This window comes from Nocardioides sp., assembly GCF_041913365.1.
In the GTDB taxonomy this organism is placed as follows: Bacteria; Actinomycetota; Actinomycetes; order Propionibacteriales; family Nocardioidaceae; genus Nocardioides.
The window spans coordinates 824346-850241 of the sequence record NZ_JAYSFM010000001.1 but is presented as its reverse complement, the minus strand read 5'-3'; the positions used below and the strand labels follow the sequence as shown (position 1 = coordinate 850241).

Annotated in this window: 19 protein-coding genes; 1 reads left to right on the top strand and 18 read right to left on the bottom strand. The window is 70.0% G+C overall.

Annotated elements, in window-relative coordinates; genetic code table 11:
* Positions 1-47: 47 nt before the first annotated feature.
* The 9 genes from ACE3QY_RS04220 to ACE3QY_RS04180 are packed head-to-tail and all read right to left on the bottom strand — an operon-like array spanning position 48 to position 9765.
* Positions 48-1361, bottom strand: a complete 1314-nt coding sequence (locus ACE3QY_RS04220) for an MCE family protein (protein ID WP_374454746.1) — start codon at positions 1359-1361, stop codon at positions 48-50.
* Positions 1358-2767, bottom strand: coding sequence for an MCE family protein (locus ACE3QY_RS04215; protein ID WP_374454745.1), 1410 nt, complete (start codon positions 2765-2767; stop codon positions 1358-1360). Before ACE3QY_RS04215 ends, ACE3QY_RS04220 begins: the two co-directional genes overlap by 4 nt.
* Entirely contained in the window at positions 2764-3909 is a 1146-nt protein-coding gene (locus tag ACE3QY_RS04210; RefSeq protein WP_374454744.1) for an MCE family protein, read from the bottom strand. Before ACE3QY_RS04210 ends, ACE3QY_RS04215 begins: the two co-directional genes overlap by 4 nt.
* A 2-nt stretch (positions 3910-3911) precedes the next feature.
* Positions 3912-4877: an MCE family protein gene (locus ACE3QY_RS04205; RefSeq protein WP_374454743.1), complete on the bottom strand. Its 966-nt coding sequence runs from the start codon at positions 4875-4877 to the stop codon at positions 3912-3914.
* Positions 4874-5911, bottom strand: coding sequence for an MCE family protein (locus tag ACE3QY_RS04200; RefSeq protein WP_374454742.1), 1038 nt, complete (start codon positions 5909-5911; stop codon positions 4874-4876). The genes ACE3QY_RS04205 and ACE3QY_RS04200 overlap by 4 nt, the downstream gene beginning before the upstream one ends.
* The gene (locus ACE3QY_RS04195) at positions 5908-7182 is read right to left on the bottom strand and encodes an MCE family protein (RefSeq protein WP_374454741.1); all 1275 of its coding nucleotides are present in this window, start codon (positions 7180-7182) and stop codon (positions 5908-5910) included. The genes ACE3QY_RS04200 and ACE3QY_RS04195 overlap by 4 nt, the downstream gene beginning before the upstream one ends.
* A gap of 7 nt (positions 7183-7189) precedes the next feature.
* Positions 7190-8014 (bottom strand): MlaE family ABC transporter permease, encoded by an 825-nt coding sequence (locus tag ACE3QY_RS04190; RefSeq protein ID WP_374454740.1) that lies wholly within the window; start codon positions 8012-8014, stop codon positions 7190-7192.
* Positions 8015-8016: 2 nt separating this feature from the next.
* On the bottom strand, positions 8017-8802 hold the full coding sequence (locus ACE3QY_RS04185; RefSeq protein ID WP_374454739.1) for an MlaE family ABC transporter permease: 786 nt from the start codon (positions 8800-8802) through the stop codon (positions 8017-8019).
* Between the two features lie 6 nt (positions 8803-8808).
* On the bottom strand, positions 8809-9765 hold the full coding sequence (locus ACE3QY_RS04180) for an ABC transporter ATP-binding protein (protein WP_374454738.1): 957 nt from the start codon (positions 9763-9765) through the stop codon (positions 8809-8811).
* Positions 9766-10801: 1036 nt separating this feature from the next.
* Here ACE3QY_RS04180 and ACE3QY_RS04175 point away from each other — a divergent pair.
* Positions 10802-12058 carry a DUF222 domain-containing protein gene (locus tag ACE3QY_RS04175; protein WP_374454737.1) on the top strand — a complete coding sequence of 419 codons (1257 nt, stop codon included), beginning with the start codon at positions 10802-10804 and terminating at the stop codon, positions 12056-12058.
* Positions 12059-12113: 55 nt separating this feature from the next.
* Here ACE3QY_RS04175 and ACE3QY_RS04170 read toward each other — a convergent pair whose 3' ends face one another.
* The 9 genes from ACE3QY_RS04170 to betT form a co-directional block, all read right to left on the bottom strand.
* Positions 12114-13082 (bottom strand): hypothetical protein, encoded by a 969-nt coding sequence (locus tag ACE3QY_RS04170; RefSeq protein WP_374454736.1) that lies wholly within the window; start codon positions 13080-13082, stop codon positions 12114-12116.
* A 42-nt stretch (positions 13083-13124) separates the two neighbouring features.
* Positions 13125-14108, bottom strand: coding sequence for an electron transfer flavoprotein subunit alpha/FixB family protein (locus ACE3QY_RS04165; RefSeq protein ID WP_374454735.1), 984 nt, complete (start codon positions 14106-14108; stop codon positions 13125-13127).
* The gene (locus tag ACE3QY_RS04160; RefSeq protein WP_374454734.1) at positions 14105-14875 is read right to left on the bottom strand and encodes a hypothetical protein; all 771 of its coding nucleotides are present in this window, start codon (positions 14873-14875) and stop codon (positions 14105-14107) included. Before ACE3QY_RS04160 ends, ACE3QY_RS04165 begins: the two co-directional genes overlap by 4 nt.
* Complete coding sequence (locus ACE3QY_RS04155) at positions 14872-17397, bottom strand: FAD-dependent oxidoreductase (RefSeq protein WP_374454733.1); 2526 nt, start codon at positions 17395-17397, stop codon at positions 14872-14874. Before ACE3QY_RS04155 ends, ACE3QY_RS04160 begins: the two co-directional genes overlap by 4 nt.
* 123 nt (positions 17398-17520) lie before the next feature.
* Positions 17521-19260 (bottom strand): BCCT family transporter, encoded by a 1740-nt coding sequence (locus ACE3QY_RS04150; RefSeq protein ID WP_374454732.1) that lies wholly within the window; start codon positions 19258-19260, stop codon positions 17521-17523.
* 150 nt (positions 19261-19410) lie between these two features.
* Complete coding sequence (locus ACE3QY_RS04145) at positions 19411-20400, bottom strand: ABC transporter substrate-binding protein (RefSeq protein WP_374454731.1); 990 nt, start codon at positions 20398-20400, stop codon at positions 19411-19413.
* A 40-nt stretch (positions 20401-20440) separates the two neighbouring features.
* Entirely contained in the window at positions 20441-22546 is a 2106-nt protein-coding gene (locus ACE3QY_RS04140) for an ABC transporter permease (protein ID WP_374454730.1), read from the bottom strand.
* Entirely contained in the window at positions 22543-23568 is a 1026-nt protein-coding gene (locus tag ACE3QY_RS04135) for a glycine betaine/L-proline ABC transporter ATP-binding protein (RefSeq protein ID WP_374454729.1), read from the bottom strand. Before ACE3QY_RS04135 ends, ACE3QY_RS04140 begins: the two co-directional genes overlap by 4 nt.
* Before the next feature lie 292 nt (positions 23569-23860).
* The gene (gene betT / locus ACE3QY_RS04130) at positions 23861-25894 is read right to left on the bottom strand and encodes a choline BCCT transporter BetT (protein WP_374454728.1); all 2034 of its coding nucleotides are present in this window, start codon (positions 25892-25894) and stop codon (positions 23861-23863) included.
* Positions 25895-25896: the final 2 nt, after the last annotated feature.

The window sequence follows — 25896 nt, the reverse complement described above, 5'->3', positions numbered from 1 at the left end:
TCCCTCCCTCGAGAACGTGCGGCTCCTCCCTCAAGGAGCCTGGTGGTTCAACGACGATCGGGGGCCGACGTCACGCCCTCCCCGAGCAACGGCTCGAGGTAGAGCCACTTCCAGCTGTCCTGCCCGAGGGTGCGCGGCGAGGCGACGCGCTGCCCGAGCAGGCGCTGGATGGCCGCCGGGTCCGAGGTCAGCGTGCCGGTCCCCGGGTCGTAGGCGAGGTCGGCGGAGCCCCACCCGGTCGCCGCGCGGGGCGCCTGGATGTTCTGGGCACCGCGGGCGTTGGTCTTCGACGCGGGCGCGGTGCAGCCGGCCTGCTCGTTCATCGGCGCGTTGCTGCCGTCGAGCGGCGAGCGCCGGTCCGTGCCCTCGTAGCCCTCCAGGCACACGTGCGGGTTGTCGGTGAGGACCATGCCGAAGTGGGCGTCGTAGAGCCCGGTGCCCGGCGACTTGGAGACGACCGTGAAGCCGCCCTCCACGACGTAGGGGTAGAGGACGAGCAGCTGCTCCACACCGTCGATGTGCTTCACCACGACCTCGCCGGTGGTGACCAGGTTGTTGATCAGCTCGCCGAGCTCGACCTCGTTGTCCTCGAGGAACGTACGGAGCTGGTTCGCCCCGACGGACCCGTCCTCGATGAGCTTGCGGAGGTCCTGGTCGTGGTCGGCGACGGTCGTGGAGAAGGTGGCCAGGTCGCGGGCGAAGCGCCGGAAGGCGCCCTCGGAGGCGATCTGGCCCTTGAGCACCGTGTTGCTGTCCCGGATCAGGTCGACGGTGACGCCGAAGTTCTGGTCGGCCGCGGTGATGAAGGCGTTGCTGCTGTCGAGGATCGTCTGCAGGTCCTGGCCGGCGCCGTTGAAGGCCTGGCCGAACTCCGAGGTGACCGTGCGGAGGTCCTCCTCGTCCACGCTGCGCACGGTCTCGTCGAGGTGGGTGAGCAGCGTGTCGGTCTGGATCGGCGTGGTGGTGCGGTCGCGGGCGATCTGGGAGTCGTCCTCGAGGTAGGGGCCCTCGTCGCTCTGCGGCTGGAGCTCGACGTACTGCTCCCCCACGGCGGAGCGGTTGCCGACCAGGGCGTGCGCGTCGGCGGGGATGCGGTCGAACTCGTCGTCGATGTCGAGCACCAGGTCGACGCCGTCCTCGGTGAGGCGGAGCTCGTCGACCTGTCCGACCCGGACGCCGCGGTAGGACACCTCGGCCCCCGCGAAGGCGCCACCGGAGTCGGCGAAGTGCGCCACGACGGTGTAGCTCTGGTCGAGGAAGACGCGGTCGAGGCGGGCGTAGCGGGCGCCGACGAAGCTGACGCCGACCAGCGTGATGAGGGCGAAGACCAGCAGCTGCACCTTGGTCCGACGGGTGATCATCGCTGCACCATCCCGGGGACGAGGAGGCTGACGAGGGCCGGGTCGTAGCGGTCCATCAGCTCACGCACCGTGGGGCCGCCCGTGCGCGGACGCTCCGCGGTGCCGGGCCGCGGGAGCCCCGTCGGGATGATCGTGGGCAGCAGCGTCGGCGGGAGCGTGGTCGGCACCGGGACGGGCGGCGACGGCAGGCCGGGGATGGTGTTGAGCTCCCGGCAGACGTCCTTGTCGCGGTTCTCCGCCTTGGCGCACTCCTCGCGCAGCTGCAGCAGCTTCTCGGCGTTGGCCAGGACCTTCCGGCAGGCCTCGCTGGTCAGCGAGCCGCTCTGCAGGCAGGCCAGCACGTCGTTGATGATCACCGTGGGGTCGATGACCGTCGGCAGGTTGGTGGGCAGCGACGGGGAGGCGCTCGCACCCCCCGCCACGTCGACGTCGAGGGTGATCGAGAGGTTGGTGTAGTCGCCCATGTGGAGGTTGCGCGCGACCTGCGGGTCGCGGCCGACGACCTCATCCACGAACGGGTACGTCAGGAAGACGTGGAAGGCGTTCGTGAAGTCGTCGCCCGACGCGGCGAGCTGGGTCAGCACCGGGTTGAGGCGGCGCAGCGAGGTGATCGTGGAGTCCTTGGACCGGGCGATCACGTCGACGGCGACCGACGACAGCTGGTCGAGGGACTGGAGCATCTGCACCAGGTCGTCGCGCTGGCGGTCGATCGACTCCAGCGCACTGGGGAGCTCGTCGAGCGCCTTGTCGATCGTGGGCAGCTGCTTCTCGGCGGCGATCGCGAGCCGGTTGAGCTGCTCGATCGCGTCGACGATGTCGGCCTTGTTGTCGTCGACCTGGCCCATGAAGGTCCGCAGGTTGCGCAGCACCGACCTCGCGGAGTCCTCGCGGCCCTCGAGCGCGGCGTTGAGCTCCTGGGTGATGGTCTTCAGCTGGGCGACGCCGCCGCCGTTGAGCAGCAGGCTCAGCGCGCCGAGGACCTCCTCGACCTCCGGGTTGCGGCCCGCCCGCTCGATCGGGATGGTGTCGCCGTCGCCGAGCGGGTTGCCGCTCGCGCCCTGGTCAGGTGCGCTCAGCTCGACGAACTTCTCGCCGAGCAGGCTGGTCTGGCGCAGCTCCGCCACAGCGTTGTCGGGCAGCTCGACGTCGCGGCGCACCTGGAGCGTGACGAGCGCCTGGTAGCCCTCGAGGTCGATCGCGGTCACCTTGCCGACGCTGACGTCGTTGACCTTGACCGTCGACTGGGGCACCAGGTCGAGGACGTCGGCGAACTCGACCTTGACGGTCATCGGGTTCTCGCCGACGTCGGGGCCGCCGGGCAGCGGCAGGCCGTAGACGCTGAAGTCGCAGGCCGACAGGAACATCGCCGCGAGGACGCCCAGCACGAGCACCTTCAGCCGCCTCATCGCTCCACCTCCACGAGTCCGCCGAGGGTCGGGTCGAAGACGTCCTGGGCCGGGAGCACGTCGGGCTCGCCCAGTGCGCCGGGGCGCGAGCGGCCGAGCAGGTCGGTGATCCGGTCGCAGACCTGGCCCGAGCGCTCGACCTGGCCGACGAAGCCGCACAGGAGGGCGGCGGGGTCGGCGTTGAGCTGGTTGAGCGTCTCGCCGAAGTTCGCGCGGGTGTCGAGCGTCCCGGCCTGGGGGTTGTAGGTCATCGCGAGGTTGTTGAGGGCGCCGGGGGCGACGTGCAGGATCTCGTCGAGCGCGGCGCGCTGGCGTACGAGCACCTTGGACACCCGGTTGAGCCCGGAGATGTTGCGGCTCAGCGAGTCCTTGTTCTCCTCCACGAAGCCCTTCACCGCGGTCAGCGCGACCGAGAGGTTCTTCGTCGCGGCCACGAGCTCCTGGCGCTCGCCGGCCAGCATCGTCGAGACGTCGGCGAGCGACTGGTTGAACTGTCGGACGGTCTGGTCGTTGTCGGCGAGGGTCTTCATGAAGCCCTCGAGCGCCTCGACCGAGCCGAAGAGCTCCTCCTTGTTGCCGGCCAGCGTGGCGCTGAGCCGCGAGAAGTCCTTGATGGTCTGGCGGAAGGTGGTGCCCTGGCCACCGAAGTTGTCCGCGGTGACCGAGAGCAGGTCGGACAGCGCACCGGTCTTGTTGGCCCCGTCGGGGCCGAGGGCCACGTTGAGGCGGTCGAGGCTGTCGTAGATCTGGTCGAGCTCGAGCGGCTCGGCGGTGTCCTCCACGCTCAGCTCGGCACCGTCGGCCAGCACGTCGCCGGTGCCGGAGTACGCCGGCGTGAGCTGGACGTAGCGGTCGCCCACCACCGACGGCGCGATGATCACGGCCCGCGCGTCGGCGGGCAGCTTCACGGTGTCGTCGTACGCCATGGTCACGGTGACGTCGGTGCCGGTCGGCTCGACGCGGGTGACCGTGCCGACGGGCACGCCGAGCACGCGGACGTCGCTGCCCTCGTAGACCGAGATCGTGCGTGGGAAGTGCGCGACCACGGTCTTGGTGGTGTCGCCGCCGAACACGCTGACGGCGGCCGCGACGACGAAGGCCAGCACGATGAGGGGCACGACAAGGCGCTTGAAGAGGTCCATGGTCAGCCCACCTGCGGAACCGGGGGGAAGTTGGAGATCCACGTGTCGAACCACGGTCCCGTGCCAAGCGTGTTGGCGAACACCCGGTAGAACGGCGCCATCAGCCGGAGGCTGCTGTCGAGGTTGTCCTCGTTCTTGTTGAGGACCGCGACGACGTTCTCGAGGTGCGCCAGGGCCGGCTTGAGGTCCGCGCGCGACTGGTTGATCAGGGCGGTCAGCTCCTTGGACAGCGTGGTGCTCGACACGAGCAGGTCGTGCACCGCCTCACGGCGGGCCACCAGCGCGCGGAACAGCACGTCGCTGTCCTTCATCAGCGCGATGATGTCCTCGTCACGGGCGTCGAGGACCTTGGAGACCCGCTCGAGGTTCTGGAGCAGGGTGTTGAGCTGCTCGTCCTTGGCCGCCACGTTGGCGGACAGGCGGCTCAGCCCGGTGAGCGCGCCACGGAACTCCTCGGGGGTGTTGCGGGTCAGGTCGGCCAGCGTGGTCAGCGACTCGGCGAGCTGGTCGGTGTCGATCTGCTCCGAGGTCGAGGCCAGGCCCTCGAACGCCTCGACCACGTCGAAGGGCGAGGACGTCCGCTCGGCGGGGATGGTGCCGCCCTCGTCGAGCTGACCGCCGCCGGCCGGCTCGAGCGCGAGGAACATGGAGCCGAGGATGGTCTTGACCTTGATCGCGGCGCGGGTGTCGGTGCCGAAGTCGGCGGCGTCGTCGACCTTGAAGCTGACCTTGACCTGGCCGCCGTCGAGCTCGATCTCGTCGACCTTGCCCACGCGCACGCCGGCGATGCGGACCTCGTCGTTGACCTTGAGCCCGCCGGCCTCGGTGAACATCGCGTGGTAGGTGTCGCCGCCGCCGATGACCGGCAGGTCGTCGGCGCGCAAGGCAGCCACCATCACCATCGCCAGGACGACGAGGCTGACGGCCCCGACGACGATCGGGTTCCGCTCGCGGAAGGGAATCATCATCCGAGATCACACCTGTCGGAGCCGGTGTTGTACTTCACCGGGATCGAGGTCCCGCCGGGCAGGTTGACCCGGCCCTGGAACTCGCAGAGGTAGAAGTTGAAGAACGAGCCGTAGATCGCGGTGCGACCGATCTTGTTGAGCTTGATCGGCAGGACCTGCAGGGCCCGGTCGAGCTCGGCCTTGTTCTTGTCGATGTTGCCGGCGACCGCCCGCAGCTCCTTGATGTCCTTCACGAAGGGCTCGCGGATCCCGTCGATCAGCGAGGCGGTCTCCACCGAGAGGGCGGAGACGTCCTCGAGGGAGTCGAGGATCGCGTTGCGGTCCTTCTTCAGGCCGCCGACCAGGGTGCGGAACGAGTCGATGAGGCGGGTCAGCTGCTGGTCGCGGTCGGCCACGTGGTCGAGGACGAGCGAGAGGTTGTCGATCAGGTCGCCGATGACCTGGTCGCGGTCGGCGAGCGTCGAAGTGACCGACGCGGTGTGCGCGAGGAGTCCTTCGAGCGTCCCACCCTCGCCCTGGAAGACCTGGACCAGCTCGTACGACAGCTGGTTGACGTCCTCCGGCGAGAGGGCCTGGAAGAGCGGCTTGAACCCGTTGAAGAGCACGGTCAGGTCGAGCGCGGGGTGGGTGCGCGAGACCGGGATCGTCGACCCGGCGGGCAGGCGCTGCGTGTCGCCGACCTCCTGGGTCAGCGAGATGTAGCGCTGCCCGACGAGGTTGCGGTAGCGGATCGAGGCGTTGGTCCCCCCGTTGACCGAGGTCTCCTTGTCGACCGAGAACGTGACCAGGGCGCGCGTGCGGTCGATGATCTCGACCTCGTCGACCGTGCCGACGCGGACGCCGGCGACACGGATGTCGTCACCCTTGTTCACGCCGGTGGCGTCGGTGAACTCGGCCTTGTACTCGCGGGAGGCGCCGAAGCCGATGTTGCCGATGGTCACCACCAGCACCGTGGTGGCGAGCGAGGTCACCACCACGAAGACCAGGAGCTTGACCAGGTCGACGGAGGTCTTGGTGTCGAGGAGCCGGCTCATCGCAGCGACACCTCCGCCCCGCGGGCCATCGGACCGACGAGCAGCACGCCCAGGTCAGGTACGTCGTCCGCGCTCACGCCGAGCCCGGGGGCGAGCAGCGCCTTGAGCAGCGCCGACTCGTCCCGTCCGCCGGCGAAGCCGGCGGCGGTGCCGGACCATCCGGGACCGACGCGGCTGGTGCCCTTGCCGGTCGGCTCGTCGATGCCGTCGACGAAGTTGGGCTGGTGGGTGACCGGGTTGCTCTGCGACCACGGCGGGTTCGGCAGCCGGCCGCAGTAGTAGCCGCGCTTGTCGCCGTAGACGGGGGCGTCCTGCGGCCCGTAGGCGCGGGGCTGGTTGGGCAGGGTCTCGAGGACGATGTGCAGCGTGAAGCCGCGGAAGGCCTGGGCCTGGAGCTTGCCGGCCCCGACGATGCCGCCGAGCAGGCACGGGTAGCCCGGGGCGTAGCGGGCGAAGACCTCGAGCTGCGTCGAGGCGAGGTCGCCGAGCCGCACCAGGTTGTCGCCGTTGTCGCGGGTGAACCGCTCGGCCACCGCGGCGAACTTCGAGACGTCGTTGAAGAGCGCCTTCAGCTTGTCCTCGCGGTCCTCGAGCGTGCTGGTGGTCGTGATCGTGTTGCGCAGGATGGTGGCGACCTCGGGGAGCACGTCGGCGTAGGTGTCGGAGACCTCGGCGGTGAGCCGCAGGTCCTCGATCAGGCCGGGCAGCTCGGGGTTGAACTTGGTGAGGTAGCCATCGAGCGTCTCCAGGCTCTCGCCGAGCTGCTCGCCACGGCCCTCCAGGGCGGTCGCGATCGCGTTGAGCGTCGTGTTGAGGTCGGCCGGCTGGACCGCGCGCAGCAGCGGGTAGAGGTCGCTGAGCACCTGCTCGACCTCGATCGACAGGTTCGTGCGGTCGATCTCGTCGCCGTCGGCGATCGGCTTCGCCGACGACCCGCCGTCGGGCACGACCAACGACACGAACTTCTCACCGAACAGCGTCTTGGGCAGGATCGAGGCAGTGACGTCGCGGGGGATGTCGGTGGTGCGGTCCTTGTAGAGCCCGAGGGTCACGTCGGCGCCGTCGGCGGTCGGCTCGTAGCCGAGCACCTCGCCGACGATGACGCCCTTGATCTTCACGTCCGCGCGGTGCGGGAGCTGGAGCCCGATCCGCGACGCGTGGACGGTGACCTCGTCGTAGTCGCTGAACTTCTTGGTGAACACGCCGTAGGTCACCCACGCGCCGGCGAGCATCAGCACGAGGAAGACGACGCCCAGGGACTTGCGCCTCATCGCCCGCTCACCCCGCCAGCCGCACGGTGGTGGCCGCGCCCCAGATGGCCATGGACAGGAACAGGTCGAGCACGTTGATGGCGACGATGCTGGTGCGCACCGCGCGGCCCACGGCGACGCCCACGCCGGCGGGGCCGCCGGACGCGTTGTAGCCGTGGTAGCAGTGGATCAGGATGACGGTGACGGCGAAGACGAGCACCTTGCCGAAGGACCACAGCACGTCGCCCGGCGGCAGGAACGCATTGAAGTAGTGGTCGTAGGTGCCCGAGGACTGGCCGTAGATCTGGGTCACCACGAGCCGGCTCGCGAAGTACGACGACAGCAGGCCGACGACGTAGAGCGGGATGATGGCGATCAGGCCGCCGATCACGCGGGTCGCGACCAGGAACGGCATCGACGGGATCGCCATCACCTCGAGGGCGTCGACCTCCTCCGAGATGCGCATCGCGCCGAGCTGGGCGGTGAAGCCGCAGCCGACGGTCGCGGCGAGCGCGATGCCGGCGACGAGCGGGGCGATCTCGCGGGTGTTGAAGTACGCCGAGACGAAGCCGGAGAAGGCGGCCGTGCCGAGCTGGTTGAGCGCGGCGTAGCCGGACAGGCCGACCTGGGCGCCGGTGAAGAAGGTCATGCCGATGATCACGCCGACGGTGCCGCCGATGACGGCGAGCGCCCCCGAGCCGAGGGTGACCTCGGCGAGGATCCGCATGATCTCGCGCGGGTAGCGGGTGACCGAGCGCGGCACCGCCTTGAGCACGCCGATGTGGAAGGCGAGCTGCTCGCCGAGGTTGTCGAGCGAGGCGAGCGGCTTGGCGTAGACGTCCTTGAGGGCCATCGTCATCCGCCCTTCGGGGGGACGACCTGGAGGTAGATCATGCTCAGGACGAAGTTGGCGACGAAGAGCAGCAGGAAGGTGATGACCACCGACTCGTTGACCGCGTCGCCCACGCCCTTCGGGCCGCCGTTGGCGTTCATGCCCTTGTAGGAGGCGACGATCGCGGCGATCAGCCCGAAGACCAGCGCCTTGATCAGGCCGATCCAGAGGTCGGGCAGCTGGGCGAGGGCGGTGAAGCTGGCGAGGTAGGCGCCTGGGGTGCCGTCCTGGAGGATCACGTTGAAGACGTAGCCGCCGGTCACGCCGACCACGCTGACCATGCCGTTGAGGAAGAACGCCACGAGCATGCAGGCGAGCACGCGCGGCACCACGAGGCGCTGGATCGGGTCGATGCCGAGCACCATCATCGCGTCGAGCTCTTCACGGATCTTGCGGGCACCGAGGTCGGCCGCGATGGCCGAGCCGCCCGCGCCGGCGATGAGCAGGGCCGTGCCGATCGGTGCGGCCTGCTGGATGACGGCCAGCACGGAGGCAGAGCCGGTGAAGGACTGCGCGCCGAACTGCTTGATCAGCCCACCGACCTGGAGCGCGATGACCGCGCCGAAGGGGATGGCGACCAGCGCGGTCGGGACGATGGTCACCGAGGCGATGAACCACGCCTGCTGGATGAACTCGCGCAGCTGGAACGGGCGCCGGAAGAGCCCGCGGAACACGTCGAGGGCGAAGGCGAAGAGGTTGCCCGCGACGCCGATCGGCGCGAGGGCGCGCGAGGACAGGGAGGTGGCCATGACGTGTCAGACCCCCGGAGCCAGGCCGGCGTTGCTGGACTCGAAGGAACCCGGGGGCGGCGTGACGCCGTGCTCGCGGCACCACTCCCCCGCGGGTCGCTGGCTGCGGCGCGGGATGCCGTTGGACGGGTCGAGCTGGAGCGGGATCGGGGGCAGCGGGGGCAGCTCCTGGCCGGCCTCGGCGGCGAGCTCGTCGGCGTCCTTCTCCTCGGACATGCCGATGGGTCCGACACGCTGGGCGTTGAGGAACTGGCGTACGACCGGCTCCTCCGAGCTGAGCAGCTGCTCGCGCGGACCGAACATCGCGAGGTGGCGGTGGTAGAGCAGCCCGATGTTGTCGGGGACGGTCCGCGCGGTGTTGATGTCGTGGGTGACGATCAGGAAGGTCGCGTCGATCTGGGCGTTGAGGTCGACGATGAGCTGGTTGAGGAACGCCGTGCGCACCGGGTCCAGACCCGAGTCGGGCTCGTCGAACAGCACGATCTCGGGGTCGAGCACCAGCGCGCGGGCCAGCCCGGCGCGCTTGCGCATGCCGCCGGAGATCTCGCCCGGGAGCTTGTCCTCGGCGCCGAGGAGGCCGACGAGGTCCATCTTCTCCATGACGATGTCGCGGACCTCGGACTCGGACTTCCGCGTGTGCTCGCGCAGCGGGAAGGCGACGTTGTCGTAGAGGTTCATCGAGCCGAACATCGCGCCGTCCTGGAACAGCACGCCGAAGAGCTTGCGGATCTCGTAGAGGTCGCGCTCCGAGCAGCTGGCGATGTCGGTGCCCTCGATGACGATCGAGCCCTTGTCGGGCTTGATGAGGCCGATCAGGGTCTTGAGGAAGACCGACTTGCCCGTGCCCGACGGGCCGAGCATCACGCAGATCTCACCGGCAGGGATCGTGAGGGTGACGTCACCCCAGATCAGCTGCTTGCCGAACGACTTGGTGAGGTCGTCGACCTTGATCTCGACACCCATGCGCGCGGAACCCCTTCCCTCCCCCGGCGGTGCTGACGTGGCTACTACTGGGTAGTCCAACGCCGGACTGCGCGAGAGGTTACGCCCCGGTGCGACGGTCGTCACTCGCCCGTGAGGGCGAGTCGGGCGTGGCTGCGGGCGCCGGGGTCGGGCTACCGGGCTTCAGCGATCAGGAGGGTGCCGCCCGGGGCCGCTGCACAGCGCCCAGAATGCAGCGCCTTCCCGCAACGTGTGACGATCCGGCGGTCCTGAGCACCGCTTCGTCACACGTCCTGACGTGCGCGCTGCGTCAGCGGCCGAGCCAGGACGTCATACGGACGGGGCATCCGGTGACCCTGCCCGTATGACGTCCGGGACGGCGAAGGGGCACGGATGGCCGTTGCCCATTCCGCCGCCTATCCGCGTCGGTTGGGCATCAGTCCTGCCGGTGACCGATGCGCCACCCTGGTCGGTGAGTTCGGGGACCAGCTCTCCCAGCCGTGTCACCCGTCGATGTTCTTGCGGCGGGCAACGAGGACTAGTCCTAGAAGGCCCGTGGCTGCCATCACGCCGCCCACGCTCGAGATTGCGAACGTGAACACTCCCGAGTAGTCCTCGCCAGCCCAGAGGACACTGCGAATTAGCAGCACACCGAAGGCAAGTTCCGCTAACGAACCCCAGATGCTGAACGGGCGGTAGCGAATTGGCACGGCCTAATCGTTTCACGAGTGAGCACCGTCGCGTCTGGCCTGCCGCGCACGAGTGGCGTCCAATCGCCGCCCTAAGCCCTAGCCAAGACTGCGGTACCCGCCCGGGCGCCGGCCCGTTGTCGGTGGTGACGGCTATCGTCGGAGACAGATTCGAGCGAGCGAGCTCGGGCCCTTTCTGAAGCCGACGATCCGGCTGCACACACCTCACTGATACCGGCCCACGACCGTAGTCGTCCATGCGCCCGGCGAGGGCGTGGAAGGGCCAGCCAGTGAGCGCCGTACCTGCCGAGCAGCCCCACGCGGATGCGTGGCGAGCCCCCAGCACCCAGCCAGAGGCCTCACCATTGGTGGACCAGGTGCTGGCGCGGGTGCACGCGTCGCTCACCGAGGTGGGCGAGGTGTCCCTCGGTGGTCTGTCGGATGCCGACGTGGTCCGGCTGCTCGACGAGCTGGATGGCGTGACGAGTCGCCTCGCCCGCGCGCTGTGCCGGGTGGTGGCCGAGGCCGACCGTCGGCGGCTCGGTGAGGCGACCGGCGCGCGTCATACCCATCAGTGGTGGGCCGGGCGCAGCCGGCACACCCACGCCGACGCGGCCAGGCTGTCCAGGCTGGCACGCGCGTTCGAGGAGCCCCTGCACGCCCCGACCGGGAGGGCGCTGGCCGCCGGTCGGCTGCGGGTGGAGCAGGCCCGCGTGATCGTCCAGGCGGTCGACGCCGTCCCCGCGACGGTCGACACCGCCGACGGGGTCACCCGGCTCATCGACCCGGGCGTCCGGGCACAGGCCCGCGACCACCTGCTCGCTGCCGCGGCCGAGCACGACGCGAAGGCGCTGCGCCGGCTGGGCCGGCGGATCCTCGACGTCGTCGCCCCCGAGCTGGGCGAGGCACAGGAGGCCAGGACGTTGGCGGAGGAGGAGGCCCGCGCCGATGCGACCGCCGAGTTCGAGATGAACGACGACGGCCACCGTCGCTGTCAGGGACGGTTCTCCCTGCCGTCTCACATCGGGGCGATGCTCAAGCGGCACCTCTTCGCGCTGGCCAACCCGGCCCGCCACACCGATGCCGAGCTCCGCGACGAGACCGGCGGGTGGAAGCCACTTCGCCGAAGGCTCGGCGAGGCGTTCATCGAGTACGTCGAGCGCTACCCGGTCGAGGCCACCCCGCAGACCGCCGGGGTGAACGCGACCATCGTCATCACGATGACCCTCGAGCAGCTCCTCGTCGAGCACGCCACCGCGCTGCTCGACGACGGCACCCGCATGTCCGCCGCCCAGGCCCGGCGGCTGGCCTGCGAAGCCGGGATCATCCCCGTCGTCCTCGACGGCCAGTCGACCCCCCTCGACCTCGGCCGGACCCGACGGCTGTACTCCAAGGCCCAGCGCATCGCCCTCAGCCTGCGCGACGGCGGCTGCACCGCCCGCGGCTGCGAGACCACCGCGTCGGGCTGCCACGCCCACCACGACGACCCCTGGTCCCGCGGCGGCGCCACAGACCTCACCAGCGGCCGGCTCCTGTGCCCCCGCCACCACCGCCTCGCCCACGATCCCCGCTACGCCATGACCGCCCACGCCGACACCAAGGTCACCTTCACCCGGCGGATGTAGACAAGGGTCCCGACCAGACAGACGCGAGTGGCGTCAGGCCGCGTCGGCTCCTCGGTCACGCCAGGGCGGCGTACGCCCGGGCGAGTGCGTGGAAGGCCTCCTTGGGCCGCCAGTTCGCGAAGTCGTCCGGCGGGACAGCGACCAGGCCGAAGCCGGCCAGGTCCAGGTCGTGCTGCGGATCCTCGGGGCGGTGCGGGAAGTCGGCCATGCAGAAGGTGAAGGCGAAGCAGCCGTCCACGCCGACGTCGTCGTAGACGTCCACGAGCTCGGCGAGGTAGGCCGCCTGCACGGACTCGTCGCGATCGACCCCGCCCTTGATGCGCGGCGGGTCGACCAGCCAGTTGACCACGAGAAACGAGCCGGGGCCGCGCACGTCACCGCCGACCTGCGCCCCACAGCCGAACTCGGTGATCACCACGGGCTTGCCGGCCGATGCGACGAGGTCCGCCACGCGCCGCCGGTAGCCGGCGGCGTCCGTGCCGGTGCGGTAGAGGTTCACCCCGACGAAGTCGAACGGCCCGTGGTCCACCTCCTCCCACATCGCCGCGCAGTAGCCGATCGGGCCGCCGAAGTGACTGCGCGCCACCTCAGCCGCGCGGACCAGCAGCCGGTCGACGCGTCGGCTGATGCGACGTCGGAGCAGGGCCCGGGCCCGCAGGATCACCATGAGTCGTGACAGCTCGCCCGGGCCGGGGACTATCCCGCGGGTGGTCATCGACAGCTCGTTGCCGACGATCAGGGTGACCTTCCCGGGCGCCGAGGCACGCAGGCCCTCGGCCGCCACCGCTGCGGTGCGCAGGTGCTCCAGGGCCGCACGCGCCCGGACGTTGCCGGGGTGGGGTCGCACCACGACGTCCAGGCCCTCGGCCAGGGCGATCGCGGCGGCCTCGACCAGGCTGTCGACGTCGCTGTCGACCACCATCACGCTGGTGCACGACAGGTCGTCACGGATGGTCCGCATGATGCGTGCCACCTCGTCGGGCTCGTGCACCCCCGACATGTACGACACCCCGCGCGTGCGCATGCCCACCATGGTGCCAGCAGCGGGCCGGGACGGCCGGCGGGCTCAGGCTCCGCGGCGGCGCCGGATCTCCTCGTTGATCGCCGGAACCACCTCGTGGAGGTCGCCGATGACGGCGTGGGTCGCCTTGGTGACCATCGGGGCGTCGGGGTCGGTGTTGATGGCCAGGATCGCCTTGGCGCTGCTGCACCCGGCCCAGTGCTGGATGGCACCGCTGATGCCGCACGGGATGTAGAGGTCGGGCGAGATCCGGCTCCCGGTCTGGCCGACCTGCTCGTGGTGCGGACGCCAGCCCAGCGAGGTCACCACACGGGAGACGCCCAGCGAGGCACCGAGCAGATCGGTGAGCTCGAGGATGTCACCGAAGCCGTCGGCGGAGCCGGCCCCACGACCGGCGCCGACGACGACCTTGGCGGACTTGAGGGTGCCCGACAGGTCGGGCTCCGGCTCGTCGGTGGAGACCACGCGGGCGACGAGGTCTGCGTCGGCCACGTCGGGGGTCTCGACCACCAGCTCACCTGCGCCGGGCGTCTCGGCCGGCTGCGCCTGGACGGCGTGGCCGGCGACGGTGAACACGGCCGGGCGTGCGGGCAGCTGCATCTCCTCCAGCGCCGCGCCCCCGACCACCTGCCGGGTGACGGTGAAGGGCGAGAGGCCGCCGAACGACAGCACGTTGGCCGCCATCGGCACGCCGCTGCGGGCGGCGACGTGCGCCATCACCTCGTTGCCGCGCGGGGTGCCGGCCGCCATCAGCACGACGGCCCCGGCCTTCTCCCGGACGGCGAGCAGGCCGGCGGCCCAGGCGGCGCCAGCGAAGGCGTCGTACGCCGGACCGGTGAGGGCGTGCACGCGGCGGACCCCGTAGGACCCGAGCAGCGGGACGAGCCCGTCGGCGGGCTGCCCGACGACGACGGCGTCGATCGGCACACCTCCGCCGGAGGCGGACAGGTCGCGGGCGAAGGTGATCGCCTCGCGAGAGGTCTCCACGGCCTCGCCCTCGGGCGTGACCTCGACGAGCACCACGATCATCGCGACATCACCCCCAGCTCCTCGAGCAGGTCGACCACGGCGGGCGCGGCGGCCGCGCCGGTGCCGAGGACCTGGACGGTCGACGGCGCGGGCGGTGGGAGCACCAGGCGGACCCGTGAGGGTCCGGCGGGCTCGGCCACCGGCTTCCGCTCCTCGATCTCCACCTTCTTCGCCTTCATCCGGCCCGGCACCGTCGGGTAGCGCGGCTCGACGCCGCCCTCCAGGACGGTGACGACCGCGGGCAGGGGCAGCCGGTAGGTCTCGTGGCCGTCGGGGCCGTCGCCGCTCGCGGTGATCTCCCCGTCCGACACGCTCACCGTGCTGACGCCGTTGACGACCGGCCAGCCAAGCTCGTAGGCCAGCCGGATGCCGACCTGGAAGTCGCCGCTGTCGGCGGCGTCGTTGCCGAGGAGCACCAGGTCGTGCGGGGTGCCCGCCTCGGCGTGGTCTCGGACGACCGCGGCGATCTCGCGAGCCACGTCGGCCGGGCCGAAGGACTGTGGGTCGGCGACCACGTGGGTGGCGGCCGTGCAGCCGACCGCGAGGGCCGAGCGCAGCTGCTCCACCGCGTCGGCGTCGCCCAGCGTCAGGACCGTGGCACCGCCGCCCCCGGCCGCGGCCGCCTGCACCGCGATCTCGACCGCGCACTCCTCGTGCGCGCTCATCGTGAAGCCGGCGTAGCGACCGTCGACGCCCTGGGCGTCCTCGGTCAGCACGATCTCGCTCGACGCGTCGACGACGCGCTTGATGCAGACAAGAGGGTTCATCGAATTCTCTCGTTGGACGGGTCGAGGAGGGGCGTGGCGTCGACCGAGCCGACGGTCACGGGGTAGAGCTCCTCCATGTAGGACACCGCCAGCTCGTTGCCGATCACGGCCTGGTCGGGCGGCAGGTAGGCGAGCAGCACGTGCTTGCTCAGGGAGGGCGCGGAGCCGGCACTGGTGACATAGGGGTGGTGGCCGTGGCCGTCGGTGAGCGTGCCGCCGTCCCGGGTCAGGATCGGCTCGCCGCCGAGCATGTAGCGCTTGGTCCCGGACGCCGAGGTGTGGTCGTCGACCGTCAGCGTGCAGAGCACGGCCTGCGGGTCGGCCTCGCGCTGCGCGAGGTAGGCCTCCTTGCCCACGAAGTCGGCGGCCTTGACCTTCGGGCGCTGCATCCCGGCCTCGACGATGCTCCGCTCGCTGTCGAGCTCGGCGCCGTAGGCGCGGTAGCCCTTCTCGATGCGGCCGGTCGTGCCGTAGACGCCGATGCCGGCAGGTACGACACCGTGCGGGGCGCCGGACTCGAGCAGGCTCTCCCAGAGCTCGGCCGCCCGGTCCATCGGGACGTAGAGCTCCCAGCCCAGCTCACCGACGTACGAGATGCGCGAGGCGAGCACCGTCACGCCATCCAGGTCGACCTCGCGGCAGGTCAGGAACCCGAAGCCGGCGTCGGAGACGTCGTCGGAGGTCAGCGAGGAGACGATGTCGCGGGCGCGGGGGCCCCAGATGCCGATCGTGGACACGTCGTCGGTGAGATCGGTGAGCTCCGTCGTGCCGGCGTCGGGCAGGTGGCCGGAGAACCACGCGCGGTCGGCCATGCCGTGGGCGCCGCCGGTGACCACCCGGAAGTGGTGCTCCCCCAGCCGCATGACGGTCAGGTCGGAGCGGAAGCCGCCCTTCGCGTCGAGGACCGGCGTGTAGATCACCTTGCCGACCGCGACGTCGCACTGGGCGACGCAGGTCTTCTGCACGACGTCGAGCGCCTCCGGGCCCTCGATGTCGAAGATGCAGAACGCCGACAGGTCGATCACCGCGGCTGCCTCGCGCATCCGCAGGTGCTCGGCGTTGATGATCGGGCTCCACCAGCGCGCGTCCCACTCGTGCTCGCGCGGCATGACCGCGTCGCCGTACTCCTCGAGCAGCCCGGCGTTGGACTCGTACCAGAACGGGCGCTCCCACCCGGCGGTCTCGAAGAAGACCGCCCCGAGCTTGGCCTGCGAGTCGTGCATCGGCGAGAGCCGCTGGTCGCGGTCCGACTCGTACTGCTCGGCGGGGTGCACGATGCCGTAGGTCTTGATGAACGACTCGGTCGTGCGCAGCCGGGTGTGCTCGCGGCGCTTCTGGTGCTGGTGGAAGCGCGCGATGTCGCTGTGGTGCAGGTCGATCTCGGAGTGTCCGTCCGTCATCCACTCGGCGACGGCGCGCCCGACGCCCGGGCCCTCCTTGATCCAGACGGCGGCAGCGGTCCAGAGCCCGGCGACCTCGCTCTCGCCGAGGATCGGGTTGCCGTCGCAGGTCAGGGACAGCAGCCCGTTGATGGCGTAGCGCATCTCTGCGCCCTCGGCGCCGAGCAGCTCGGGCATCAGCTCGTAGGCCTGCTCGAGCTGGGGGTCGAAGTCGTCGGAGGTGAAGGGCATCTCCGTGGGCGACAGCTTGGCCTGCTCGATCGAGGGGATGTCCTCCGGCTCGTGGAGGATCGCGCGGTGGGCGTAGGAGCCGACCTCCATGTCGGCGCCGTGCTGGCGCTCGTAGCAGAAGGTGTCCATGTCGCGGACGATCGGGAAGGAGATCTCCCCCTCCTTCTCGGCCAGCTGGGGGCACGGGCCGACGCTGATCATCTGGTGCACCGCCGGGGTGAGCGGGATGCTGATGCCGGCCATGTCGCCGAGCTTGGGGCTCCAGACGCCGGCCGCGATGACGACGGTCTTCGCCTCGATGTCGCCGCCGGTCGTGCGCACCCGGGTGATGCGGCGACGACCGTGCGGCCCTTCCTCGGTGTCGAGCCCGGTCACCTCCACGGTGGGGACGACGGTGAGCTCGCCCGTGGCCAGGGCGCGCTCGCGCATGATCGTGCCCGCGCGCAGGGAGTCGACGACGCCGACGCCCGGCGTCCAGAAGGCCCCGATGAACTGGTCCTCCTCGATGAAGGGGACCTTCTCCTTCACGAAGGCCGGGGAGACCAGCTCGGCCTCGATGCCCCACGCCTTGGCGCTCGACATCCGGCGCCGCAGCTCCTCCATCCGCTCTGGCGTCCGGGCGATCTCGAAGCCGCCCGACTCGGTGAAGACGCCCATCTCCTTGTACTGCGCGACCGAGTCGAGCGTGATGTCGGTGATCTCGCGGGAGTGGTCGACGGTGAAGATGAAGTTGGACGCGTGGCCGGTGGAGCCGCCCGGGTTGGGCAGGGGTCCCTTGTCGATCTGGACGACGTTCTTCCACCCCAGCCGGGTGAGGTGGTGGACCAGGCTGTTGCCGACGATGCCGGCTCCGATCACGACGACGTCGGCGGTCGCGGGGACCTCGGCCATGGCTGCCTCCTGCAAGGTTCGGATGTTGCGTATCACGCAACGTGTTGCGCTATGTGCGACACGCAGAAATGTACGACGGCGCCCCCGGCGACTGTCAAGCAACCGGGGGCGCCGCCGGACGGCTCACGAGCCGGTGATGGGACGACCCTCGGCGTCGACCTCCGGCATCGGCTCGCCGGTGACCTCCTCGGGGTCGGCGCCGAGCGCCGCCAGGGCGACCGTCTGGTTCTCCATGGAGTCGTAGTGCTGGGCGTGCAGCACGGCCTTGCGCACCCGCGACGGGAGCGTCGACTCGTAGGGCTCGGCACGCAGCGACTTCATCAACGAGACACACATCGCGCAGATGACGAGCATGAACGGTCCGGCCACGATGATCACCAGTGTCTGCAAGGCCCCGAGGCCACCGGAGAAGAGCAGCACGCCGGCGACCGCACCCTGGGCGACTCCCCAGAAGATGATCAGCCAGCGCATCGGCTCCTCCTTGCCGTGCTGGCTCAGCATGCCCATCACGATCGAGGCGGAGTCGGCGCCGGTGATGAAGAAGATCGCCACCAGGAAGACCGCCAGGACCACCGTGACGCTCGCGAGCGGGTACTCGCGCAAGGTGGTGAAGAGGGCGCTCTCGGTGCCCTCGTCCGCGAGCACCTGACCGAGGTCCTTGGCGCCCGAGAGCTGCAGGTCGAAGGCCGAGCCGGCCAGGATCGAGAACCAGACGAACGACACCACGCTCGGCACCAGGATCACGTAGATGACGAACTGGCGGATCGTGCGGCCCTTGGAGATGCGCGCGATGAACATGCCGACGAAGGGCGTCCAGGAGATCCACCAGGCCCAGTAGAAGATCGTCCAGGCGCTCAGGAACTCGCTGCCGCCGAAGGCTCCGGTCCGGAACGCCATCGTGGGCAGGTGGGTGAGGTAGCCGCCGAGCGACTCGGTGAAGGTGCTCAGGATGAAGACCGTCGGCCCGACCACGAAGAGGAAGAGCACCAGCAGGACCGCCGCGATGGCGTTGGCGTTGGAGAGGAGCTGGACGCCCTTCTCGATGCCCGTCACCGCCGAGAGCACGAAGCAGGCCGTCAGCACCGCGATGACGGCGACGGTCAGCCACTTGGAGCGGCCGCTGCCGAAGACGTCGTCGAGGCCGCCGGTGATCTGCAGCGCCCCGAGGCCAAGCGAGGTGGCGGAGCCGAAGAGCGTCGCGAAGATCGCGATCACGTCGATGGCCTTGCCCGGGCCCTGCTTGGCGCGCGCACCCAGCAGCGGGCCGAACGCCCCGGAGACGAGGTTGCCGGCGCCCTTGCGGTAGGCGAAGTAGCCGATCGCGAGGCCGATGACGGCGTACATCGACCAGGGGTGGAAGCCCCAGTGGAAGAAGGCGTACTCCATCGCGACGCGGGCGCTGTCCGGCGTCGACGGGTCGCCGCGACCCGGCGGGATGCTGGCGGCGTCGGTGGCCGTGAGGTACGTCAGCGGCTCGGCGACGCCCCAGAACATCAGGCCGATGCCCATGCCGGTCGCGAACATCATCGAGACCCAGGAGAAGGTGGAGAACTCCGGCTCGGAGTCGTCCGGACCGAGCTTGATGTTGCCGTAGCGCGTGACCGCGAGGTAGCCCGAGAAGATCAGGAACAACGCGCTCACCAGGATGAAGAGCCAACCGAAGTACTTCTCGAGGTCGGCCAGGAGGTTCCCGGTGGTGGTGCCCATGCCCGTGGAGTCGAGGATCCCCCACAGGAGGAACGCGATCGCGAGGGCGGCGGAGACCCCGAAGGTCACCTTGTCGAGCGGGAAGTGGGTCTCGCCGGCTGCGTGCGGCGGCACGACGTGCTCACGATTGGTGCCGAGCGGATCCTTGACTGCCATGACGCCTACCCCATCCTGTTGCGCTGGGCGCAACATCGTGCGTGATCTGCAACACAGGTACGGGTACAGTGCTCCGCCCCCGGGCAGGTGTCAAGGTTCACCCGGGGGCGGGCACGGCCCCGCCGATCACACGGCCGGCCGCTCAGCCGGTCAGCCGAGCCAGGCCTCCACCTTGTCCTGGTTCTCCTCGATCCACTTGGCCGCGGCGTCCTCCGGCGACATCCCGTCGGCGGCGATGTAGCCGGCGACGACGTTCTGGTCCTCGTTGGTCCAGGTGAAGTTCTGCACCAGCGCGACGGCGGTGGAGTCCGAGGCGGCCCAGTCCGTGCCGACGATCTTCTTCAGCTCGGTCTCGGGGTAGTCGCAGGCGACCTTCTGCGGGTCGTCCTGGCACCCCTCCTCGTAGGGCGGCAGCGTGACGCGCTGCATCGGCACCTCGGCGTTGAAGTACTGCGGCTCGTACCAGTAGCCGATGACCCACTCCTTGTTCTCCTCCGCCTTCCGGAACGCCTCGATGGTGGCGGCCTCCGAGCCGGAGAAGACGACCTTGAAGTCGAGGTCGAGGTTGCTGACGATCGCCTCGTCGAACTGGACGTACGACGGGTCGGCACCGAGGAACTGGCCCTGGCCGCCGGACTCCGAGGTCTCGAACTCCGAGGCGTACTTGTTGAGGTTCTCCCAGTCGAGGATGTCGGGGTGCTCCTCGGCGAGCCACGGCGGGACGAACCAGCCGATGATGCCGACGTTGCCCTGCGGGCCGAAGTCCTCGGCGGTGCCGTCGCCCTCCTCGGCGAAGAACTTCTTCTCCAGGTCGGGGTGGCCCCAGTCCTCGATCACCACGTCGACCTCGCCGGTGCCGAATCCCTGCCAGGAGACGTCCTCCTTTAGGTCCTTGTAGTTCACCGTGCACCCGAGCTCCTGCTCGGCGACGGTGCCGACGACGTAGGCGCTGGCCTGGTAGCCGACCCACGGGTTCACGGCCATGTTGAGGTCGCCGCACTCGCCGCCGGCGTCGGCGGCCTGCTCCTCGTTGGCCTGGGTCTCCTCCTCGATCGACCCACCCCCGCAGGCGGAGAGCGCCATGACGGCGACGGTGGCGAGGGCGCCGAGGCGGGCCGCTCGGGTCTTGGTGTGGCGCATGGTGCTGCTCCTTCTGTGATGGGCGGTGCGGTGGGTGGTGCTAGTTGCCGGGTGGCCCGATGGGCAGCCGGATGTTGAAGGCACGACGCGTGCCGGGGCCGTCGTCACGGCGTACGTCGGCGGCGGCGCGCGTGATGCGGTCGAGCATCACGCCGAGGAGGACGATGGTGAGGCCGCCGGCGGCGCCCTTGCCCCACTCCTCGCTGCGGGAGATGCCGAGGACGACGTCGTAGCCGAGGGCACCGGCACCGACGAGGCCACCGATGACGACCATGGCGAGGACGTAGAGCAGGCCCTGGTTCGCGGCCAGCACGAGCGAGCCCTTGGCCATCGGCAGCTGGACCTTGGTGATCTCCTGCCACTTCGTCTGGCCGGTCGAGCGCCCCGCCTCGATGGTGGTCGGCGACACGCCCTTGACGCCGTCGGCGACGAGCTTGATGGCGGCCGGGGCGGCGTAGACGATGCCCGCGACGATCGCGGTGAAGCGCGACGGGCCGAAGAGGGCGAGCACCGGGATCAGGTAGACGAAGGGCGGGATGGTCTGGCCGGCGTCGAGCAGTGGCCGGATGCCCAGGTCGACGCGACGGTCGCGCGCCATCCAGACACCGAAGACCAGGGCCAGCACCATGACCAGGACGGTGCCGACGATGGCCATGTTGAGCGTGATCATCGCGTCGTGCCACAGGTCGAGGTACCAGATGCCCGCCAGGCACACGGCGGTGGTCGCCAGTGCCCGGACGCCGCCGAAGACGAGCGCGAGTCCGAGGATCCCGAGGGCGGCGAGCCACCACGGCGACTCCGCCAGCAGCGACTGCATCGGGTCGAGGAACCACTCGGTGATGAAGTCCTTGAACCAGCCGGCGAACCCGCCGAAGACGTCGACCACGGCCTCCATCGCGCTGTCGGCGCCGTCGGCGACCCTGCCGCCGATCGTGTACTCCGGGAACCGCGCCAGGCTCAGCTCCAGCCGGGAGAGGTACACCGCCACCAGCGCGGCCACACCCGAGGCGGCCAGGGCGATCCGGCGCGCCCGGACGTTGCCGCCACCGCCGCGCGCGACCTTCTCAGCCCGCTCGCTGGCGGCGGTCGTGGTGCGGTCGAGCATCACCGCCATCACCACGATCAGCACCCCGGGCACGAAGCTGCCGCCGAAGTCGTTGGCGACGAGGGCGTTGAGCACCGGCTTCCCGAGCCCGGGGCCGTTGATGTAGGACGCGATGGTCGCCATCGACAGCGCGGCGAGCGTGGTCTGGTTGAGCCCGACGATGATCGTCTTGCGGGCCATCGGGACCTGCACCTTGAGCAGCCGCTGCCAGTAGGTCTGGCCGGCCGAGTCGGTGGCCTCGATCGTGGTGGCGGACACCTCGCGGATGCCGAAGCCCGCGATCCGCACGAGTGGCGGCACGGCGTAGATGAGCGTTGCGACGACGGCGCCGCCCACACCGATGCCGAAGAACAGCACGACCGGCACGAGGTACACGAAGGTCGGCATCGTCTGCATGAAGTCGAGCACGATGGTGATCACCCGGTTGGCCCTGGCGTTCGTCCCGGACAGCACCGCGAGCGGCATGCCCACCACGACGGTGATGAGGACCGCCATGCCGGTGACGATCAGCAGGTCGAGCGAGTCCTGCCAGAAGCCGAAGACACCGAAGGAGAGGAACGACGCCAGCACCAGCAGGGCGATCCGCCAGCTCGCGATCGCGAAGCCGACCCACGTGGCGACCGCGACGACGCCGAGCCAGCCGATCTCGGGGACGGGTCGCGGCAGGTTCGGGCGGACCAGCATCCGCTGCGCCCAGTCGAAGAAGTCGCGCAGCAGCTCGGACACGGAGTTCGTGAACCGCATGACCGGGTTGGTGTCGCGGCTGGCGAGCAGGGTGTTGTTGAAGTCGGTGAACGACTGGTGCAGGTCGGTGTGCTCGCGACCCGGCAGCGCCAGCGTGTTCGTGCCCTTGGTGAACGACCACACGGCGATCCAGAGCAGCACGACACCGAGTGCCGGCACCCAGCGGCTGAGCCCCTTCTCCTCCACGACCGGCGGCGCGGCCCCCGGCTCGACCGGCCGCTTCTCCTTCGTGCCGTGCGTCTGCTCGTAGAAGACCTCGTCGCGGTTCGCCATCGGCGGACCGCCGGCATAGCTCACGACTCCTCCTCGGCCACGACCACGCGCATGATGTCCTCCTCGTCGACGACCCCGACGAGGGTGTCGCCGTCGACGACCCGGATCGGGGCGTCCGAGGCGATCGCGGCGCGCGCCGCCTGGCGTACGACCGTGGTGACCGGGAGCGTGGGGCCGTCCATGGCCTCGCCGGGCCGCGGTTCGCGCATCACCCACTTCAGCGTCAGGACGTGCGCCTTGGGCACCTCGGAGACGAAGTCCTTGACGTAGTCGTCGGCCGGCCGCGCCACGACCTCGTCGGGGGTGCCGACCTGCACGATCGCCCCGTCACGCAGGATCATGATCCGGTCGCCGAGCTTGAGCGCCTCGGCGAGGTCGTGGGTGATGAAGACCATCGTCTTGCCCAGCTCGCGGTGCAGGCGGATGACCTCGTTCTGCATGTCGCGGCGGATCAGCGGGTCGAGCGCCGAGAACGGCTCGTCGAAGAGCAGCATCTCCGGGTCGCCGGCAAGAGCCCGCGCCAGGCCGACGCGCTGCTGCATGCCGCCCGAGAGCTGGTCGGGGTAGGACCGCTCGTAGCCCGCGAGGCCGACCAGGTCGACGATCTCGGCGGCCTTCTCGCGCCGCTCCTTCTTGCCGACGCCGCGCACCTCGAGCCCGTAGGCGACGTTGTCGATCACCTGGCGGTGCGGCAGCAGCCCGAAGTGCTGGAAGACCATCGACACCTGCGTGCGGCGTACGTCGCGCAGCTCGGCCGCGGACGCCGAGGTGATGTCGACCCCGCCGAGCGACACCGTGCCGGCGGTCGGCTCGATGAGGCGGGTCAGCAGCCGCACCAGGGTGGACTTGCCCGAGCCGGACAGGCCCATCACCACGAAGACCTCACCGGGCGCGACCTCGAAGGACACGTCCTTCACGCCCACGACGTTGCCGGTCTTGGCCTTGAGGTCGGCGCGCGAGAGCTCGGCGTCGGGCGTGCCGATGATCTTGTCGGAGCGCGGGCCGAAGATCTTCCAGAGACCGTCGACGGACAGGGCTGCGGTCATGCGGGCTCCTCGGGGGTGGAGGTCGCGCGGTTGCGCGGGTCGCCGGACGGGTGGAGCGGCACAACGGCACGGTGCCGGTCGGACGGCACGTCGTCCCGCGGACGCGGCGAGATACCCAAGATGAGGTCAGGATCGATGACGTGAAGGTGTCGCACGCTGGTCCTCGCCCTCGCCAGTTGTTGCGTATCTCGCAACCGGGTGCTCCGAGCGCAACCAGTCGGACAAGCGAAGGATCCTGCGACTGACCTGCCCGGTCAAGAGGCGCGGCCACTCCGTGACCTGCCGGTGACCGTCAGACCGTGCGCAGGAACTCCAGGTGCCGCTCGTACTGGTCGAGGCAGTCGTGGATGACCTGGTCGGGGGTGTAGCCCATGACGTCGTAGTCCTGCCCACCGTCCGCGAGGTGCACCTCGAGGCGGGCGTACTGGTCGCGGTTGCCGATCATCCGGCCGCCGTAGGTCGGCACGGGCGAGCGGCGTACGACGACGCGGTAGACGAAAGGCTCCTCCTCCTGGTCGGTCGACAGCTCCACCCACGGGAGCTCGTCGGTCCCGATCGCCCCTCCTCCGGACACGGCTGCCGGCACACCCATCGACGTCAGCTCGTCGGCGACCTCGCCCAGCGCGGGCTCGACGGTCGAGGCGAGGTAGCCGGCGGCGTCATCGTCGTCGACGAAGTTGACCGCACGCGCGAGCCGCGCCTTCCAGGCCTTCCGGTTGTCCTCGGGGGAGCCGGTCCGCGCGGAGAGGAGGGGCGCGATGCCGCGCACACCGTCGGCCTTGCGGCCCTCCCCGCGGATCGAGCGGAAGAGCCCCCACATCACCAGCACGAGCACGAAGGCGAACGGCAGACCCATGATGATCGTGGCGTACTGGAGCGCCAGGATCCCGCCGACGGCGAGCATCGCGACGGTGAGCAGGCCGGTGACGCTCGCCCACGAGATGCGCAGCCACGCGGCGCAGTCCTGCTGCACGTCCTGGAGCTCCGAGCACAGGTTGCCCATGACGAGCGCGGCCGAGTCGGCCGAGGTGATGTAGAAGAGCAGCCCGACGAGGAAGGCCACGAAGATGACGACGTTGGCCAGCGGGTAGTCCTGGAGGAGCTCGTAGAAGCCCAGCCCGGTGAAGTCGACCGCGCGCTCGGCGAAACCCTCGTCGTTCCCCGTGCGGACCTTGTCGATCGCTGCGTTGCCGAAGATCGAGATCCACATGACGATGTAGCTGAACGGGATGACCATCGTGCCGAGCACGAACTGGCGGATCGTGCGCCCGCGGGAGATGCGTGCGAGGAACTGCCCGACGAACGACGCCCACGCCACCCACCAGGCCCAGAAGAAGAGCGTCCAGAGCTGCATCCAGTCCTGGGTGTCGGTGAACGCGAATGTCTCCAGCGTCTTGGCCGGGAACGACCGGACGAAGTCGCCGACGTTCATCACGACCGCGTTGAGCAGGAACGAGGTCTTGCCCGTGAAGAGCACCCAGCCGGCCAGCCCCAGCGCGAGGATCACGTTGAGCTGGGACAGGAACCGGATCCCCTTGTCCACGCCCGAGGTCGCCGAGATGGCCGCGACCGTCACGGCGAGGATCGCGAGGGCCGACTGCGCGCCGGTGCCCACGGGGACACCGAAGATCACGTTGAGGCCGACGTTGAGGAAGACCACGCCGATGCCCAGGCTCGTGGCGACGCCGAAGATCGTGCCCAGGACGGCAGCAGTGTCGACGGCATGGCCGAGCGGGCCGTGGACACGCTTGCCGAACACCGGGTGGAGCGCGGAGCGGACCGCGAGCGGCAGGTTCTTGCGGTAGGAGAAGTACGCCAGCGCGAGGCCCATCAGGGCGTACATGGCCCAGCCGGTCACCCCGTAGTGGAAGAGCGTCCAGACCGTGGCGTCGCGGGCCGCGTCGACCGTGCCGGGCTCGCCCACGGGTGGCGCCGTGTAGTGCGAGACCGGCTCGATGACGGAGTAGAACATCACGTCCGTGCCGATGCCGGCGGCGAACAGCATGCTCGCCCAGGCGAACGTCGAGAACTCCGGGCGCGAGTGGTCGGGACCGAGCCGGATGCTGCCGTAGCGAGAGACGCCCAGGAAGATCACGAAGCCGACGATCACGGTGGCCAGGGCGACGTAGAACCAGCCGAACCCGGTGCCGACCGCGCTGACGACCTCACCGATCACCTTCTCGGCGTTGCTGGGGGCGACGATCGCCCACAGGGTGACCACGCAGACGCCGACGAAAGAGGTGATGAACACCGGCCACCTCACCCGCGGACCGCCGCCGGCCGGCTCGTGGTCGGCGGGTGCGCGGGCGTCGAGCTGTGCAGTCATGG

Excerpts from the sequence above, each read along its gene's own strand:
- ACE3QY_RS04160 (WP_374454734.1), bottom strand. The coding sequence starts at position 14,875 with ATGAACCCTCTTGTCTGCATCAAGCGCGTCGTCGACGCGTCGAGCGAG.
- ACE3QY_RS04150 (WP_374454732.1), bottom strand. The coding sequence starts at position 19,260 with ATGGCAGTCAAGGATCCGCTCGGCACCAATCGTGAGCACGTCGTGCCG.
- ACE3QY_RS04215 (WP_374454745.1), bottom strand. The coding sequence starts at position 2,767 with ATGAGGCGGCTGAAGGTGCTCGTGCTGGGCGTCCTCGCGGCGATGTTC.
- ACE3QY_RS04195 (WP_374454741.1), bottom strand. The coding sequence starts at position 7,182 with ATGAGGCGCAAGTCCCTGGGCGTCGTCTTCCTCGTGCTGATGCTCGCC.
- ACE3QY_RS04155 (WP_374454733.1), bottom strand. The coding sequence starts at position 17,397 with ATGGCCGAGGTCCCCGCGACCGCCGACGTCGTCGTGATCGGAGCCGGC.
- ACE3QY_RS04145 (WP_374454731.1), bottom strand. The coding sequence starts at position 20,400 with ATGCGCCACACCAAGACCCGAGCGGCCCGCCTCGGCGCCCTCGCCACC.
- ACE3QY_RS04205 (WP_374454743.1), bottom strand. The coding sequence starts at position 4,877 with ATGATGATTCCCTTCCGCGAGCGGAACCCGATCGTCGTCGGGGCCGTC.
- ACE3QY_RS04185 (WP_374454739.1), bottom strand. The coding sequence starts at position 8,802 with ATGGCCACCTCCCTGTCCTCGCGCGCCCTCGCGCCGATCGGCGTCGCG.
- ACE3QY_RS04190 (WP_374454740.1), bottom strand. The coding sequence starts at position 8,014 with ATGGCCCTCAAGGACGTCTACGCCAAGCCGCTCGCCTCGCTCGACAAC.
- ACE3QY_RS04220 (WP_374454746.1), bottom strand. The coding sequence starts at position 1,361 with ATGATCACCCGTCGGACCAAGGTGCAGCTGCTGGTCTTCGCCCTCATC.
- ACE3QY_RS04135 (WP_374454729.1), bottom strand. The coding sequence starts at position 23,568 with ATGACCGCAGCCCTGTCCGTCGACGGTCTCTGGAAGATCTTCGGCCCG.
- ACE3QY_RS04165 (WP_374454735.1), bottom strand. The coding sequence starts at position 14,108 with ATGATCGTGGTGCTCGTCGAGGTCACGCCCGAGGGCGAGGCCGTGGAG.
- ACE3QY_RS04200 (WP_374454742.1), bottom strand. The coding sequence starts at position 5,911 with ATGAGCCGGCTCCTCGACACCAAGACCTCCGTCGACCTGGTCAAGCTC.
- ACE3QY_RS04210 (WP_374454744.1), bottom strand. The coding sequence starts at position 3,909 with ATGGACCTCTTCAAGCGCCTTGTCGTGCCCCTCATCGTGCTGGCCTTC.
- ACE3QY_RS04180 (WP_374454738.1), bottom strand. The coding sequence starts at position 9,765 with ATGGGTGTCGAGATCAAGGTCGACGACCTCACCAAGTCGTTCGGCAAG.
- ACE3QY_RS04170 (WP_374454736.1), bottom strand. The coding sequence starts at position 13,082 with ATGCGCACGCGCGGGGTGTCGTACATGTCGGGGGTGCACGAGCCCGAC.
- betT (WP_374454728.1), bottom strand. The coding sequence starts at position 25,894 with ATGACTGCACAGCTCGACGCCCGCGCACCCGCCGACCACGAGCCGGCC.